Raw genomic sequence first — 17009 nt, 5'->3', positions numbered from 1 at the left:
ATGTCGCTCCTTTTACGATTCCTGAGCTGGCTTCTCGGCCACAGCCGGTTCGACCCGGGTAACCAGCAGCTGATCAATCTTGTAACTGTCGATATCGACCACTTCGAACTTGTAACCGGCGTATTTGACCGAGTCAGTGCGCTTGGGGATCTTGCGCAGCATATACATGATAAAGCCGGCGATGGTCTCGTAGTTCTGGTTCTCGGGGAACTCTTCGATATCGAAGGCGCGCATCACGTCGGAGATGGGGGTCACCCCGTCCACCAGCCAGGAGTTCTCGTCGCGCTGGACGATCTGCTCTTCCACCACGTGGGTCGCCCACTCGCCCATGACGGTGCTCATCAGGTCGTTCATGGTGACAATCCCCACCACCAGCGCGTACTCGTTCATCACCACGGCAAAGTCGCCACGATGATTCTTGAAGTACTCCATCGCTTCATAGAGGTTCAGGGTATCGGGGATGATGATGACGTTCTGCACCAGGTTGCCACCGATCAGGTCGATGCTCTGGCCGCCGATAACGCGGATCAGCAGCTCTTTGGCATCGACAAAGCCCTTGATGCTGTCGAGGTTGTGGTCACAGACCAGAAACTTGTTGTGGGGATGCTCGGCGATCTTCGCCTTGATGCTCTCTTCACTCTCTTGCAGGGTGAAGTAGATCAGGCTCTCGCGGGCCGTCATGGCGGAGGTGACACCAAGGGACTGCAACTCGAATACGTTCTCGATGAGCTGATGCTCCTCGCGCTGGATAACCCCCGCCTCGGCACCGGCATCCATCACAGCATAGATATCGTCGGAGGTGATCTCGTCGTTACGCACCGTGGAGACGCGCATCAGACGGAACAGGGAGTTGGCCAATCCGTTGAAGACCCACACCAGCGGCATCAACACGGTGACGAAGAAGAGCATGGGGCGCACCACCACTACGGCAATCTGCTCGGGCATGGTCATGGCCAGACGCTTGGGCATCAGGTCGGCAATCAGGATAAACATGCCGGTGACGAACACGAAGGAGGCTCCGGAGCTGATCTCGCCAAGCCAGGGGCCCTGGTAGAACTGGGAGACAATCCCCTTGATGGCGGGGTTGAGGGCAGACTCACCCAGGATACCGCCCAGAATGGCGACGGTATTGAGGCCAATCTGCACCACGGTGAAAAAGTTGCCCGGCTGGGCCTGCAGGGCCAGCACCTTTTCGGCCTGGCGATTACCTTCATCCGCCATCACCTGCAATTTGATTTTGCGAGACGCGGCGAGAGAGATCTCGGAGAGGGAGAAGAACACACTGCCGCCAACCAGCAGCATTAAAAAGAACAAACTATCGGCAAAACTCATGATTAACCTATTGCTACACCCGCCTTAGCACAAGACGGCAAACTGGGCCCGGGAGACCGGACCGTGAGCCCATCCGGGACTCACACAGGGGGAGTATTCTATCAGAAAACAGCCAGTTGGGGGCTTTATCTTACTCCGACCAGTTATGCAACAAAAAAGGCGCTTCACGCGCCTTTTTATTCACTTCCGGTTAGCCCTTGCCCAGCAGGGTGCCCAGATCGTCCGCCTTGGTGTGGCGCACATCCTTGCCTTTCACGTAGTAGACGATGTACTCGCAGATGTGCTGGCAGCGATCGCCGACCCGCTCGATGGCTCGCGCCGCCCACAGGACGTTGAGAACCTGGGGGATAGTGCGGGGATCTTCCATCATGTAGGTCATCAGCTCGCGGATGATGGACTCGTACTCGCGGTCTACCTTGTCATCTTCCTTGTAGACCGCCAACGCCGCATCCAGATCCATGCGGGCGAAAGCGTCGAGCACATCGTGCAGCATCTTGATGGTGCGACGGCCCATGTTCTCCAGCGACACCAGCGGCGGCTGCGGCTTGTTGGCGTTGTCGGTCAGCATGCGTGCGATCTTGTCGGCCACGTCGCCAATACGCTCCAGATCAGTGATGGTCTTGATGATGGCCATCACCAGTCGCAGGTCGGAGGCAGTCGGCTGACGCTTGGCGATGATGCGGGTGCACTCCTCGTCGATCGCCACTTCCATCGCGTTGACCTTGTGGTCGTTGGCCACGATCTTGCGCGCCGCATCGAGATCCTGATCGTGGATCGCCGCAATGGCGTCGGTGAGCTGCTGCTCCACCAGACCGCCCATCACCAGCACCTGGTTGCGCACGCTCTCTAGCTCGGCATTAAACTGACCGGAGATGTGTTTATTGAGGTTCATATTGTCCATACAAATAATCCTTGATTGCTCCGATTATGCCTTAGCCGTTGAACTGAACGGTAATCTGTTTATTGCTGCTCATCATGTTCATATCCATAACCCTGGTTCAACCACGCCTTAGCCATAGCGACCAGTGATGTAATCCTCGGTCTTCTTCTTGGCCGGTGTAGTGAAGATGGTGTTGGTATCCGAGTACTCGATAAGCTCGCCCATATACATGAAGGCGGTCTGATCCGACACCCGCGCAGCCTGTTGCATGTTGTGGGTCACAATCACCACGGTGAACTGGCTTTTGAGCTCGTTGATCAACTCCTCGATGGTGAGGGTGGAGATGGGGTCGAGCGCCGATGTCGGTTCATCGAGCAGCAACACTTCCGGCTCGATGGCGATGGCGCGGGCGATCACCAGACGCTGCTGCTGACCCCCGGAGAGACCGAAAGCGTTGTCGTGCAGACGATCCTTCACTTCGTCCCACAGGGCCGCACCGCGCAGGGAGCGCTCGGCGGCCTCATCCAGAGTGCGGCGATCGTTGATCCCCTGCAGGCGCAGACCATAGACCACGTTCTCGTAAATAGACTTGGGGAACGGGTTCGGGCGCTGGAACACCATGCCCACCTGACGGCGCAGGGCGGAGACATCCACGCTCTTGTCATAGATGTTGTGGCCGTGCAGCAGGATCTCCCCGTCGATGCGGCAGATCTCCACCAGATCGTTCATCCGGTTGATGCAGCGCAGCAGGGTCGATTTGCCACAGCCTGACGGGCCGATAAAGGCGGTCACCTGCCCTTTGGGGATCTTCATGTTGACGTTGAACAACGCCTGCTTGCTGCCGTAGTACAGGTTGAGATCCTTCACCTCCAGCGCGGTCTGCTCCGGGCTCAGGTTAAGCAGGTCCAGCGCGGTGTGCTGGGTAGACGTGGTCGTTACGTTGATCATCTGTTACCTCAAAATCTGTCGGTGGCGGCGGGCAATCTCATCGCCCGCGGCCGGAACGCTTGGCTGGCAGGGAACCCTGTCCCCTGCCCGTCTCTGTGGTGGCTGGCCTATCAATGTTCCAGCGACCGGAATTTCTCGCGCAAGTGGTTACGAATACCGATAGCGGTCAGGTTCAGACCCACGATCACCGTCACCAGCAGGAAGGAGGTGGCATAGACCAGCGGGCGGGCCGCCTCGACGTTGGGGCTCTGGAAGCCGACGTCATAGATGTGGAAGCCCAGGTGCATGAACTTGCGCTCCACATGCAGATACGGGAAGTTGCCATCCATCGGCAGGGTCGGTGCCAGTTTCACCACCCCCACCAGCATCAGTGGCGCCACTTCACCGGCTGCACGGGCAATAGCCAGAATAAGGCCGGTCATGATGGCCGGGCTCGCCATCGGCAGCACGATGCGCCACAGGGTCTCGGCCTGGGTGGCGCCCAGTGCCAACGAGCCCTGACGGATGGTGCTCGGGATCCGCGCCAGCCCCTCTTCGGTGGAGACGATCACCACCGGCAGGGTCAGGATGGCCAGGGTCAGCGCCGACCAGATCACGCCAGGTGAACCAAAGGTCGGGCTCGGCAGCGCTTCCGGGTAGAACAGCTGATCCAGCGAGCCACCGAGCGTGTAGACGAAGAAGCCCAGACCAAACACGCCGTAGACGATGGAGGGCACGCCCGCCAGATTGATCACCGCGATGCGGATGATCTTGGTCAGGCTGTTCTTGCCTGCGTACTCGTGCAGGTAGACCGCCGCCACCACGCCGAGCGGGGTCACGATGATCGCCATCAGGAACACCATGAAGACGGTGCCGAAGATGGCCGGGAAGACGCCGCCCTCGGTGTTCGCCTCACGGGGATCGTCGGATACAAACTTGCCGATCTGGTGGAACCAGTGACCCACCTTGGCCAGCAGGCTCATGTCGTTGGGCCATACCACATCCAGTACCCTGGACATGGGCATGGTCACCAGCTCGCCACGCATATCCTTGACGGTGATGCTGTCCCGGTCAGCCTGACTGCGCAGTGAGAAGAGCTCTTTTTCCAGCACCTGATAACGATCGTTAAGGGCCTGACGTTCACGCTCCAGCTGAGCTTTCAGCTGATCGGTCAGCTTCTCTTCCAGCTCGGCCTTGCGCTCTTTCAGGCGCAGCCGCTCCAGCTGATAGTTGATGCTGCCGATGTCCCCTTTTTGCAGATCGTTGGCCTGTTCGGAGAGGGCATTGGCTCTCGCCAGCACCCGCTGCAGGGCAGGATGCAGATCCGAAGTCAGCTCGCGGCCATCCTCTTTTACCCCGACGATATAACCGTAGAAGTTACCGTTGGTGGCACGCTCAACCATGGCCAGCTCGGCTGGCTGGCTCTGGGACTTGATGTCCGTCTCCAATACCCAGCGAAAATCGAGGTCGACGAACTCACGGTTGCCGGTCTTGACCAGATAGCGGGTCAGCAGCTCGCGCTCTTCCCCCTCCAGCGGCAGACCTGCGGCGCGCAGTCGCTCCACCGGCACCAGCTCGCGATCGTTGATCTCGCCGATCAGCACGCTCTTGTTGCCGCTGGCGTCCTCCAGCTGCCACTCATAGATGGGGTGCGGCCAGAAGTAGACCAGACCACGCCATCCGATCAGCAGCAGCAGACCCAGTACCGCCACCAGACTCAGGCTGACGGCTCCGCCGGTCATCCAGATCCAGGGGGCCCCTGATTTAAACCACTTACCCATTGTCGATTCCTTGTCCATTACAGAGCCGCCCCTTACATCGAGCTGTATTTTTCACGCAACCGCTGACGGACAAACTCGGCCAGGGTGTTGAACATAAAGGTGAACACAAACAGGACGAAGGCCGCGAGGAACAGTACCCGATAGTGGGAGCTGCCCACTTCCGACTCCGGCATTTCCACCGCAATGTTGGCGGCCAGAGTACGCAGCCCCTGGAACATGGAGAAGTCCATGATGGGGGTGTTGCCGGTAGCCATCAGTACGATCATGGTTTCGCCCACGGCACGGCCAAGGCCCATCATCACCGCCGAGAAGATGCCCGGGCTGGCAGTGAGGATCACCACCCGGCTCAGGGTCTGCCACGGGGTAGCCCCCAACGCCAGCGAGCCCTGAGTCAGGTGCTTGGGCACCGAGAAGACCGCATCTTCGGCGATGGAGAAGATGGTGGGGATGACCGCAAAGCCCATGGCGATACCGACCACCAGCGAATTGCGCTGGTCAAACTTGATACCCATTTCGTGGGTCAGCCAGATGCGCGAATCACCGTGCATAAAGGCATTCTCGATGAGCGGGCTCAGGGCGAAGGCCCCCCAGCCAATCAGCAGCAGCACTGGAATAAGCAGGATGGCGTGCCATCCCTCCGGCAGCCAGGACTTGCCACGCTCCGGCAGGTAGTTCCAGACCAGTGCGGTCAACAGCATCCCCATCGGCAGCAGGATCAACAGCAGGATCACCCCGGGCAGCGCCCCCTCTATGATGGGCGCCAGCCACAGACCCGCCAGGAAGCCCAGGATAACGGTCGGCAACGCCGCCATGATCTCCACCGTCGGTTTGACGTATTTGCGCAGCCCCGCCGACATGAAGTAGGCGGTATAGATAGCACCGGCGACACCGAGCGGCACCGCAAACACCATGGCGTAGAAAGAGGCTTTCAGCGTACCGAATACCAGTGGCACCAGGCTCAGCTTGGCTTCAAAGTCGTTGCTGGCGGAGGTGGATTGCCACACATACTGGGGCTCCGGATACCCTTCATACCATACCTTCTGCCACAGGGCCGACCAGGTCACCTCGGGGTGATCGTTCTCCACCGAGAAAAGCTTGAAGGTCTCCCCTTGCTGCATCAGCAACAGGTTGTGACGGGGGGAGATGGCCAGGGCAGAGAGTTCACCCCCTTCCACCGTCTCGGTCAGCAGCTTGGTCTCGCCAGTGGCGTGGAAGAAGCTGATGATGCCGTCCTTGTCGGCACTGATGAAGGCTTTGCGATAGTGCTCGGGGGTCAGAAGATCCACCGCGCCATCGCCCTTGAAGTCACGGATCTGAGTGAACTGGCGTTTGCCATCTTTTGCCACTTCAAACCACTGGGAGATGATGCCGTTGTCGTTGCCCACCAGCAGGGAGGAGGCACCGGAGAGCAGCTCGACCCGGGTCACGTTGGCATCTGGCGCATTGATCTCCAGCACGTTGCGCACGGATATATTGCTCAGGTCATGAATGTCATAGACAGAGAGACGATTGCCTTCCCGCACAAAGAGGATCCGCAGATTGGGGGTCAAAAGCATCTGATCCACATGGCGCGGCAGGGACGGAATGGTGTAGTTCTCACTGCTCCACTCAATCTCGCCGGAGAGGAAGTTCTCCTCACCGCTCATCACCATCAGTACGCCACGACCATCTTCGGTCACGGCGGCGGTCGCCATCTTGTCCTTGGTGGCCTCAAACACCATGGCACTGAGCGCTTTGCCCTGCGGATCGACCACTACCGGCTCCTCGCCAAAGGGATATTGCAGACTGGGTTCGATCACCCGCACATCGTTGGGATAGGAGACCTTGAACGCAGGCTGGACGACCTGCGCCTTGCCATCGGCGAAACCGTAGGCGATCAGCTTCTGACCAGGGGACGGTGGCGCCACCGCAGTGACATCACCGGTGACCTCAGCATGACCAAGGGATTGCCCGACCTTGATCTTGTCATCTCCCTGCACCGCGAAGAAGTTGACCAGTCCTTTATCGCTGAAGCGATAGCCGATCTCGTTCTGCTCTTCCACGCCGAGCCAGGCGGTCTTCCCTGCTGCAGGCAGAGTAAATGAGGCAGTTGGCTCCATGGAGGCGCCATTGAAGATGGGTTTCACCACATAGAGCAGATAAAAGAAGATAAGCAGCAGCGCCACCAGTACCAGGGCTCCGCCTGTGGTGACGCCATATTTGGCCAATTTATCCTTGATCCGGCGTTTTCTACTGCCCGCCATGACCAGGTTTAACGATTCCGATGACATGCAAGACCTCAATGTAAGCTAGGCTTGGCGGCATTATATGGCGGTTGCATGACAGTTTTGTTACATCGAGAGCGCTTTAACCGAGGTTGCTAGTGGAAAAATGGGCGGGGGTCCTTTCGAGGGAAAGTGAACACAATATATTGTTTATAAAGAGATATTTGTGAGAATAATCAGCAAGGGCAGCCTGTGCTGCCCCCAAATGATTCAGGAAAGGGCATCGTTTGATTGTTGCAGCGCCAGTTTGGCCGCCTTTTTCTCGGCGCGGCGACGCTTGAAGAAGGCCGACAACTGGGCCGAGCAGGCATCGGCCAGCACACCGCCGGTCAGCTCGACACTGTGGTTGTGGCGCGGGTCCTGCAAGATCTCGAACACAGACCCCGCAGCACCGGTCTTGAGATCACGTGCGCCGTAAACCACCCGCTTGACCCGGCTATGGATCAGCGCACCGGCACACATGCAGCAGGGTTCCAGCGTCACATAAAGTGTGGTGTCGAGCAGGCGGTAGTTCGCCAGCTGCTGGCCCGCTGCCCGAATTGCCATCACCTCGGCATGGGCACAGGCATCGTGTTCGCTGATGGAGCGGTTCCACCCCTCGCCCACCACCTGACCATCCAGCACCAGAACGGCACCGACCGGGATCTCGCCAATCCCTTCGGCCCGGGCGGCCAATGCCATGGCATGGCGCATCCACTGTTCATCCTGCGCGGTCTGACTCGGAGCCTGACCCAGTGTTTCTGGGACCTCTGATGGTTTCACGCCCATCCCCTCTTTATATTGTTCAATTGTGCTTTTTACATTCCAGCTATCCATACCTGTCAGATGATTCCATAGATAGCAGGCATGATAGCTCGCGGAGACAGGGCGGCGATTATGCCAAATCTGCACGTCAGACCCAAGCCACATCCCGACTGAGCAATAAAGAAGCAATCGGCATCTCTATGATAAAAAAGGAGTTGCACCCGTTTGGCCATGCTATTAGACTTCCTCCCCGTCAGCCGAGTCTGACTCCGTCGGTGTGTAGCGCAGCCAGGTAGCGCATCTGCATGGGGTGTAGAGGGTCGGAGGTTCGAATCCTCTCACACCGACCATTTTCCCCGAGAATAGCCCAGTCAAACGACTGGGCTATTTTTTTGCCTCCGATTTATCCTCCTGACAACGCCAGCCTACTAAGAACAAAAAACACTCAGAACCACTTGAATCTTTTTGCCGAACTCATTAAGATGCGCAACTTTCCGCCGGTAGACAACACAGGGAGGTGGAAACACAAGTGAAGGGATCACTGTCCGGCTTGCGTGCAACACAGGACCAGGCATGAACCAGAACACCGATTTCGCACCCGCCATTACACTTTATTCCGTTCCTCATGACACCCCTTGCCACACCGAAAGCGAAGACGAACAGGTCATCCAGCTGGATGTGATCGATCTGGCCGAACCGGATGATGACTATTGAGCCCGGCCAGATGGCCGCTCAATCACCAGCACATCGCCTGTTCAACGCACTCAGTTTCAGGCCCTTGGCGAGAAATCTGCAAAAAACGACAAACTGCTAATTCTATCAAGGATGGCAGTATTATTGACTAATGTGTCTCCCCCTTCCCTCTCCGGCATTCCCCCCGACAACTGATACAAACCTACGTTATTGCGCTTCACTTTCTATCGCTGCAACCGCTGGTGCCAACAGAGCCTGCATCACCACACCAAGTTTAAAACGCACGTTCACCAATCAGGTCTAGCATTAGCAAAACATTCATTACCACATTCAAACGCGCTTTATACGGCTGTTTTGGCACAGCCTGGAGTTAGGTCGGGATTTGTTTTTGCATTTGTAATTTTATTACGTAATAAGTTACAAAATGAGGGGCAGGGTAACGGCTCAAATTAGCCGTTGTCCGATGGGAAAAAGCAGGAGCATAACCATCTGCGTAGAGCTTTTACACCAACCAAATAAAACAATAAAAAACATCAACTTAACCATATCCAAAAAACAGGTGTTTAAAAAAAACTGTTGACGTACTCAACAATATTTCGCACCTTATCAATCGTGTTACCCCGTTGTTGCGGGAACGTTTCAGGAACAGGGATTCGACTTTAGTCGTAGTTAGTAAGTTCAAAATGTAATTCTCAAAGGAGTGAACCTTATGTCGGCACCGGCTCAGACCCACTGCAGCGCCCGCCTTCGCATCCAGGGCGAGATGCTACCCGAATACGCGCAAATTCTGACGCCGGACGCGGTGGCTCTGGTCTCCGAACTGGTGGAACGTTTTGCTCCCCAAAGAGGGGAATTGCTGAAACAACGTGTGGCACGCCAGGCCCGTATCGATGGCGGCGAGCTGCCGGACTTCCTGCCGGAAACCGCCCACATCCGTGAAGGTGACTGGACCATTCGCGGTATTCCCACCGACCTGCAAGACCGCCGTGTGGAGATCACCGGCCCGGTCGAGCGCAAGATGGTGATCAACGCCCTCAACGCCAACGTCAAGGTGTTCATGGCGGATTTCGAGGATTCACTGGCTCCCGCCTGGAATAAGGTGATCGAGGGCCAAATCAACCTGCGAGATGCGGTCAACGGCACCATCTCTTACACCAGTCCGGAAGGAAAGGCCTACACCCTGACCCACAATCCGGCGGTGCTCATCTGCCGGGTACGCGGTCTGCACCTGCCGGAAAAACATGTCACCTTCGATGGCGAGCCCATCCCAGGCGGCCTGTTCGATTTTGCCCTCTACTTCCTGCACAACTATCAGGCGCTGCTGGCCAAAGGCTCCGGCCCCTACTTCTATGTACCCAAGCTGCAGAGCCATCTGGAAGGGCGTTGGTGGAGCGAAGTGTTCGCCTGGACCGAGGACAAGTTCGGCCTGCCCCGTGGCACCATCAAGGCCACCGTGCTGATTGAAACCCTGCCAGCCGTATTCGAGATGGATGAGCTGCTTTATCAGATGAAGGATCACATCGTTGCGCTGAACTGCGGCCGCTGGGACTACATCTTCAGCTATATCAAAACCTTGAAGAACCATCCGGATCGGGTACTGCCTGATCGTCAGGTGGTGACCATGGACAAGCCGTTCCTCTCCGCCTACTCGCGGCTGCTGATCAAGACCTGTCACAAGCGGGGTGCGCTGGCGATGGGTGGCATGGCTGCCTTTATTCCGGCCAAGGACGCTGCCGCCAACGAGCAGGTCTTCGCCAAGGTCAAGGCCGACAAGGAGCGCGAAGCCAACAACGGCCACGACGGTACCTGGGTCGCCCACCCTGGCCTCGCTGATACCGCCATGACGGTGTTCAACGCCACCATTAAGGCTGGCGCCAAGAACCAGATCGGCGTGCTGCGCGAGCAGGATGCCCCCATCACTGCCGCCGACCTGCTGGCACCCTGTGAGGGCGAGCGCACCGAAGCTGGCATGCGTACAAATATCCGGGTTGCCCTGCAATATCTGGAGGCCTGGATCAACGGCAACGGCTGCGTGCCCATCTACGGTCTGATGGAAGATGCCGCCACCGCCGAGATCTCCCGCACCTCCATCTGGCAGTGGATCCGCCACGGCAAGAGCCTGTCGAACGGCAAGGTGGTGACCAAGGAGCTGTTCCGCCAGATGCTGGCCGAGGAGCTGGAGGTGGTCAAAGCCGAGGTGGGCGCCGCGCGCTGGCAGGCAGGACGCTTTGCCGAGGCAAGCGAACTGATGGAAGAGATCACCTGCGCCGATACCCTGATCGATTTTCTGACGCTGCCCGGTTACGAGCGGCTCTGAATCACGGGCCCCGGGCGGGGCTCGCCAATAACAAGTCAATGGAAACGTGAAATCAATGAAAGAGGGAACTGATATGGCACTGACCCGTGAGCAACAGATCCAGGCTATCGAGAAAGACTGGGCGGAAAACCCCCGCTGGAAAGGGATCAAGCGCGGCTACAGCGCCGAAGATGTGGTGAACCTGCGCGGCAGCTTGCAGCCGGTGCACACCCTGGCTCAGCGCGGTGCCGACAAGCTGTGGGGCCTGATCCACGGCGACGCCAAGAAAGGCTACGTCAACTGCCTCGGCGCCCTGACCGGCGGTCAGGCGGTGCAGCAGGCCAAGGCGGGGATCGAGGCGATCTACCTCTCCGGCTGGCAGGTGGCGGCGGACAACAACTTGTCCTCCACCATGTATCCGGATCAGTCCCTCTACCCGGCTAACTCGGTGCCATCCGTGGTGGAGCGCATCAACAACTCCTTCGCCCGTGCCGACCAGATCCAGTGGGCCAACAAGGTTGGGCCGCAGGATGAGGGCTTTATCGACTACTTCTTGCCGATCGTGGCTGATGCGGAAGCCGGTTTCGGCGGTGTGCTGAACGCCTTCGAACTGATGAAGGGGATGATTGAAGCGGGCGCCGCTGGCGTGCACTTCGAAGATCAGCTCGCTTCGGTCAAGAAGTGCGGTCATATGGGTGGCAAAGTGCTGGTACCGACTCAGGAAGCGGTGCAGAAGCTGGTTGCTGCCCGTCTGGCAGCCGATGTGTGCGGCACCACCACCCTGGTGATCGCCCGTACCGACGCCAACGCCGCTGACCTGTTGACCACCGACGCCGACCCGTACGATGCAGACTTCCTGACTGGTGAGCGCACTGCTGAAGGATTCTACAAGGTGCGTGCCGGTATCGATCAGGCCATCGCTCGCGGTCTGGCTTACGCCCCCTACGCCGACATGGTGTGGTGTGAAACCGCCAAGCCGGATCTGGACGAAGCGCGTAAATTTGCCGAAGCAATCAAGGCCAAGTTCCCGGATCGCATCCTGGCCTACAACTGCTCCCCGAGCTTCAACTGGAAGAAAAATCTGGACGATGCCACCATCGCCCGCTTCCAGCAGGAGCTCTCCGACATGGGCTACAAGTATCAGTTCATCACCCTCGCGGGTATCCACAACATGTGGTTCCACATGTACGAACTGGCCTACCAGTACGCCCGTGGCGAAGGGATGAAGCACTACGTCGAGATGGTGCAGGAGCCGGAATTTGCTGCCGCCAGCCGTGGCTACACCTTCGTGGCCCACCAGCAGGAGGTCGGTACCGGTTACTTCGACAAGGTGACTACCGTGATTCAGGGTGGCCAATCCTCGGTCACCGCGCTGACCGGCTCCACCGAAGAAGATCAGTTCCACTGATAGGCAGAACTCTTTGAGAGAGTCCTTGAGATAGCAAAACCCCGGCTTGATGCCGGGGTTTCTTTTTGAAAGGCCCTTCTCCCGAAGGGAGAAGGAACAAAGCTATAGAACCGGTTCACGGTTTGTGACGAGAGGTCGTCAGCAAGGTGAAGAGCAGCACATGAGCCTTGCTCACGGCCTCGCAGTAAGAACGTGGCCAGGTTCTCAGAGCTCGAGTATCTCTTTGACAAAGGGAATGGTCAGCTTGCGCTTGGCGCGAAATGAGGCGTTGTCGAGCTGATTGAGAGTGGTGAGCAGGGTTCGCATATCGCGGGAGAGTCGGTTGAGCAGGAAGCGGCCCACATCGATGGGCAATTTGAAGCCCCGCAGCTCGGCACGCAGCTGCAGGGCACTGAGCTTGCCTTCGTCATCCAGTTCTTCGAGATGGAAACTCACCCCCCAGTCAAGGCGCGAGGCGAGATCCGGCAGTTGCAGCCCCAGTTTGCGCGGTGCGCTGCAACCGGTGACCACCAACGTCCCCTCGCCCTTCTCCTGCCAGCGGTTGTAGAAATCGAATAGCGCCCGCTCCCACACGGCATTGCCGGCGATGGCCTCAAGGCTGTCGAGACAGACCAGCGGCAAGCTTTCGAGGGCATCGAGCATGCTGGGATCGAGCTGTTCAAATTGATCGAGGGAGAGATAGGCCGCCGCCGCATCGCGGGCGTTGACCTCGGCACAGGTGGCGTGGAGCAGATGAGAGCGTCCGGATCCCTTGGCTCCCCAGAAATAGAGGAAAGGTGATCCCTGACCGATGGCCGCGTTTTTGAGGGCGGTGATCAGATGAGCATTGGTGCCGGGATAAAAACTGACGAAGGTTTCATCATCCGGTAGTTGTACGGCTAAAGACAGTTGGGCCGGTTGCTTCACTCGTTGGGCTTTGACTGTGACATTTGTGGCTAAGTGTATCATCGCAAAGACAGATAGAGAACCGCCCGGGCAAGCCGGGCGGTCTACAAAAGCCTTATAAAATCAGGGCTGCGACCATTGGTAACGCAAACCGCTGCCATTATCGTCAACCTTGCGCAAACGACTCTCAAGCTGCAGCGCCCGTACCAGCTCGGCCAGATCTCCTTGCAGGGTAAAGTTGAAGGTGACCTGGTCCCCCTCCAGCTTGCCGATCGCCACCTTGCTGACGTTGGCCATCCCCTGCAGCATCTTCTGCACGGCGATCATGCTGTCCACTTCGGAGAGGCCATCTACCACCAGGGTCTGGCTGGTTGCCGGACCCGAGATACGGGCACCGTAGTTTTTCACCAGCCAGGCCGCTAGGGTATCAGCAAACCCTTGCGCCACTTCGGCCTGAGTGCCGGTGCTATTGCCACGGGTCAGCTCGGCCACTTCACCGGCCGCCTTGGGGCCGTAGAGTCCCCAATCGATGCTCCACTTGTCACCTTCTGGTGTCAGCTTGCCCAGCACCACCATCTCGGCGCCATAGCGCTGGCTTGCCTGCAAAATCGGGTCGGCAAAGCGTCCCCAGACGTCGGTGGCACTGACCGCCATGTTGTCATCGAGATCCATCAGCGGAATGCTGATGGGCAGCCCCAACGTCTGGGCCTGCTCGCGCAAGGCTTGCGCCCAACCATCGCTGGATTGATCCGCCAGCAGGCGACGCTCCCCCTGATCCACCACCAGCCAGATCGCCATCTGGGGACGCGCCGGGCCAAGCAGGGCAAACTGGCTCTCGGAGACCAGGCTGTTAACCTTGTCACTCTTGAACTCGGCTTTCAGATACTTGACGGAGTCCTGATCCTGATAACCATAGCTTTTGACATAGTCGCCCGGGGCCGCCAGCGCCTTGACCACCACCGGCTGGGTGAGGATGTCACGCTTGCCGGTCACCTTGATCAGCACCTGACCCAGTGCCTGCCCCTGAGCGGCCACCATGTCACCACTGGTCGGGGCCTTGCCCTGATAGAGGTCGGTCACCTGAGCGGCCGAAGCCATGAATGACAAGCCGCAGCAGAGGGCGGTCACAACACGTTTGAACATGAACAGAGTCTCGAAATGGGAGAGTGTGCTTATGGTAGCGGCAAGGCGCATCCTGCGGCAAGGCTGGCACAAGCGGCCACAAACAGCAGAGCCGGCGATGCGCCGGCTCCGATCACCCCTTCCACATGGGAAGCGGGTCAAGGCATAAACTTATTTGGTACCGAAGATCTTGTCGCCTGCATCGCCCAGACCCGGCACGATGTAGCCTTTCTCGTTCAGCCCCTGGTCGACAGAAGCGCAATAGAGCTCCACGTCAGGGTGAGCGGCTTCCAGCGCCTTGATCCCTTCCGGCGCGGCAACCAGTACCAGCACCTTGATGGATTGGCAGCCTTTCTTCTTCAGCAGATCGATGGTGGCGATCATGGAGCCGCCGGTGGCCAGCATCGGGTCAATGACCAGCGCCAGACGCTCTTCGATGTTGCTGACGATCTTCTCGAAATAGGGAACCGGTTGCAGGGTCTCTTCATCGCGGTAGATACCGACCACGCTGACGCGGGCGCTCGGCATGTGCTCCAGCACACCATCCATCATGCCAAGGCCGGCACGCAGGATAGGTACGACGGTTACCTTCTTGCCTTTGATCTGGTCAACTTCTACTGGCCCATTCCAGCCATCGATGATAACCTTCTCGGTTTCGAAGTCAGAGGTCGCTTCATAGGTCAACAAACTGCCCACTTCTTTGGCCAGTTCACGGAAACGCTTGGTGCTGATATCGCCTTCACGCATCAGACCGATCTTGTGTTTGACCAGGGGGTGTTTGACTTCAACGACTTTCATTATTATCTCCTCTAACCTGCCGCAAAAAAATCGCGGAATCATACAACAAAAGCCACCACTTGTAGAGCATTTCCGCGCAAAAACGCGCAAACGATTTCCTTTCTGGTTTTTCACCGCCACTGTTAGAATACGCCCCGAATTTTACCCTCCACTTCTTTACATGACGGGGAATACTCGTGACTGACAAAACCTCACTGAGCTACAAGGATGCTGGCGTAGATATCGATGCCGGCAATGCACTGGTTGAACGTATCAAGGGCGTGTCAAAGCGCACTCGTCGTCCTGAAGTCCTTGGTGGTCTTGGCGGCTTTGGGGCCTTGTGTCAAATCCCTGCGGGCTACAAGGAGCCGGTACTGGTCTCCGGTACCGATGGTGTGGGCACCAAGCTGCGGCTGGCCATCGACCTGAAGAAGCACGACACCGTGGGCATCGATCTGGTGGCCATGTGCGTCAATGACCTGATCGTACAGGGCGCCGAGCCGCTGTTCTTCCTCGACTACTATGCAACCGGCAAGCTGGACGTGGACACCGCAGCCGCGGTGGTCACCGGGATCGGTGCCGGTTGCGAGCAATCAGGCTGTGCCCTGGTGGGCGGCGAGACCGCCGAGATGCCGGGTATGTATGAAGGGGAAGACTACGACATCGCCGGTTTCTGCGTCGGTGTGGTGGAGAAGAGCGAAATCATCGACGGCAGCAAGGTCGGTGAAGGGGATGCCCTGATCGCGCTGGCTGCCAGCGGCCCTCACTCCAACGGCTTCTCCCTGATCCGTAAAATTCTGGAAGTCTCCAAAGCCGACGTGCATCAGCCGCTGGGTGACCGCACCCTCGCAGATGCCTTGCTGGAGCCGACCCGCATCTATGTGAAACCTGTGCTCAAGCTCATCAAGGAGTGCGAGATCCACGCCCTCTCCCACATCACCGGCGGTGGCTTCTGGGAGAATATCCCCCGCGTATTGCCTGCCAATACTCAAGCGGTGATCGACGAGCAGAGCTGGCAGTGGCCGGCGGTGTTCAGCTGGCTGCAGCAGGCTGGCAACGTCACCCGTCACGAGATGTATCGCACCTTCAACTGCGGTGTCGGCATGATCATCGCCCTGCCCGCCAACCAGCTGGAGAAGGCGCTGACCCTGCTCAAGGCAGAAGGCGAGAACGCATGGCACATCGGTCATATCGCCAAGGCAGCAGACGGTGAGGAGCAGGTCGTCATCAAATGATGCGGATCCTCGTCCTAATCTCTGGCAGCGGCAGCAACCTGCAGGCGATCCTCGACCACTGCGCCAGCGGCAAGATTGCCGGTGAAGTGGCCGGCGTTATCAGCAACAAGGCCGATGCCTATGGTCTGGTTCGCGCCAAAGAAGCTGGCGTGGCGACCTCCATTCTGGCCCAGCAGCAGTTTGCCAGCCGGGAGGAGTATGACACCGCCCTGCTGGCGCTGATGGCAGACTATCAGCCGGATCTGGTGGTGCTGGCCGGGTTTATGCGGATATTGAGCGGCGATCTGGTGCGCCATTTCGCCGGCAGGATGATCAATATCCACCCCTCCCTGCTGCCCAAGTATCAGGGCTTGCACACCCACCAGCGCGCCATAGATGCCGGTGACAGTGAACACGGCGCCAGTGTCCACTTCGTGACCGAAGAGCTGGATGGTGGCCCGGTTATCCTGCAGGCCCGCGTGCCCATCTTTGAAGGGGACACGGCGGACGAGGTAGCGGCACGGGTACAGGCGCAGGAGCACAGCATCTACCCGCTGGTGGTGCGCTGGTTCTGCGAAGGCAGGCTGCAGATGGTGGACGGCGCTGTGCAACTGGATGGCGCCCTGCTGGGCCCCGCTGGTTACGCCTGCGAGTAACCGCTAACAACTGCATGTCAGATACAACAG

Annotated in this window: 14 protein-coding genes and 1 tRNA gene; 6 read left to right on the top strand and 9 right to left on the bottom strand. The window is 58.3% G+C overall.

All coding sequences use genetic code 11. From position 1 onward, the window contains the following. Positions 1-12 precede the first annotated feature (12 nt). The 6 genes from G5306_RS00370 to tadA all read right to left on the bottom strand — a co-directional run bounded on the left by G5306_RS00370 (position 13) and on the right by tadA (position 7946). Complete coding sequence (locus tag G5306_RS00370; protein WP_005334094.1) at positions 13-1332, bottom strand: hemolysin family protein; 1320 nt, start codon at positions 1330-1332, stop codon at positions 13-15. A gap of 190 nt (positions 1333-1522) precedes the next feature. After that, on the bottom strand, positions 1523-2233 hold the full coding sequence (gene phoU / locus G5306_RS00365; protein WP_005334097.1) for a phosphate signaling complex protein PhoU: 711 nt from the start codon (positions 2231-2233) through the stop codon (positions 1523-1525). A gap of 108 nt (positions 2234-2341) precedes the next feature. Then, positions 2342-3160, bottom strand: coding sequence for a phosphate ABC transporter ATP-binding protein PstB (gene pstB / locus G5306_RS00360; RefSeq protein WP_216954080.1), 819 nt, complete (start codon positions 3158-3160; stop codon positions 2342-2344). Between the two features lie 110 nt (positions 3161-3270). After that, positions 3271-4920: a phosphate ABC transporter permease PstA gene (pstA, locus tag G5306_RS00355; RefSeq protein ID WP_042012620.1), complete on the bottom strand. Its 1650-nt coding sequence runs from the start codon at positions 4918-4920 to the stop codon at positions 3271-3273. 32 nt (positions 4921-4952) lie between these two features. Next, positions 4953-7190: an ABC transporter permease subunit gene (locus G5306_RS00350; protein ID WP_227340827.1), complete on the bottom strand. Its 2238-nt coding sequence runs from the start codon at positions 7188-7190 to the stop codon at positions 4953-4955. A gap of 204 nt (positions 7191-7394) precedes the next feature. Continuing rightward, positions 7395-7946 (bottom strand): tRNA adenosine(34) deaminase TadA, encoded by a 552-nt coding sequence (tadA, locus tag G5306_RS00345; protein WP_266133794.1) that lies wholly within the window; start codon positions 7944-7946, stop codon positions 7395-7397. 255 nt (positions 7947-8201) lie between these two features. Between tadA and G5306_RS00340 the strand changes: the two genes are divergently transcribed. The 4 genes from G5306_RS00340 to aceA all read left to right on the top strand — a co-directional run bounded on the left by G5306_RS00340 (position 8202) and on the right by aceA (position 12325). Continuing rightward, positions 8202-8278, top strand: a tRNA-Pro gene (locus tag G5306_RS00340). Between the two features lie 223 nt (positions 8279-8501). Next, positions 8502-8642, top strand: coding sequence for a hypothetical protein (locus G5306_RS00335; RefSeq protein ID WP_421204665.1), 141 nt, complete (start codon positions 8502-8504; stop codon positions 8640-8642). Positions 8643-9330: 688 nt separating this feature from the next. Then, positions 9331-10938: a malate synthase A gene (aceB, locus tag G5306_RS00330; RefSeq protein ID WP_421312030.1), complete on the top strand. Its 1608-nt coding sequence runs from the start codon at positions 9331-9333 to the stop codon at positions 10936-10938. A gap of 73 nt (positions 10939-11011) precedes the next feature. Next, positions 11012-12325 carry an isocitrate lyase gene (aceA, locus tag G5306_RS00325; protein WP_005344572.1) on the top strand — a complete coding sequence of 438 codons (1314 nt, stop codon included), beginning with the start codon at positions 11012-11014 and terminating at the stop codon, positions 12323-12325. Between the two features lie 204 nt (positions 12326-12529). Here the strand turns inward: aceA and hda are convergent, their stop codons facing one another. The 3 genes from hda to upp all read right to left on the bottom strand — a co-directional run bounded on the left by hda (position 12530) and on the right by upp (position 15130). Beyond that, entirely contained in the window at positions 12530-13231 is a 702-nt protein-coding gene (gene hda, locus G5306_RS00320) for a DnaA inactivator Hda (protein WP_021231044.1), read from the bottom strand. Positions 13232-13333: 102 nt separating this feature from the next. Continuing rightward, a complete protein-coding gene (locus tag G5306_RS00315; protein WP_421204662.1) occupies positions 13334-14353 on the bottom strand; it encodes a DUF2066 domain-containing protein in 1020 nt (339 codons plus the stop codon). A gap of 150 nt (positions 14354-14503) precedes the next feature. Next, positions 14504-15130 (bottom strand): uracil phosphoribosyltransferase, encoded by a 627-nt coding sequence (upp, locus tag G5306_RS00310; protein ID WP_005334115.1) that lies wholly within the window; start codon positions 15128-15130, stop codon positions 14504-14506. A 176-nt stretch (positions 15131-15306) separates the two neighbouring features. On the opposite strand from upp, the gene purM reads away from it, so the two are divergent. Together purM and purN are read left to right on the top strand one after the other, a co-directional pair. After that, a complete protein-coding gene (gene purM / locus G5306_RS00305) occupies positions 15307-16344 on the top strand; it encodes a phosphoribosylformylglycinamidine cyclo-ligase (protein WP_042080181.1) in 1038 nt (345 codons plus the stop codon). Continuing rightward, complete coding sequence (gene purN, locus G5306_RS00300; protein WP_421312028.1) at positions 16341-16979, top strand: phosphoribosylglycinamide formyltransferase; 639 nt, start codon at positions 16341-16343, stop codon at positions 16977-16979. Before purM ends, purN begins: the two co-directional genes overlap by 4 nt. The last annotated feature ends 30 nt before the right edge of the window (positions 16980-17009 follow it).

This window comes from Aeromonas sp. 603404 (assembly GCF_049171775.1).
In the GTDB taxonomy this organism is placed as follows: domain Bacteria; phylum Pseudomonadota; class Gammaproteobacteria; order Enterobacterales; family Aeromonadaceae; genus Aeromonas; species Aeromonas veronii_A.
The sequence above is the reverse complement of the archived record's forward strand: the minus strand, read 5'-3'. Positions and strand labels throughout refer to the sequence as shown.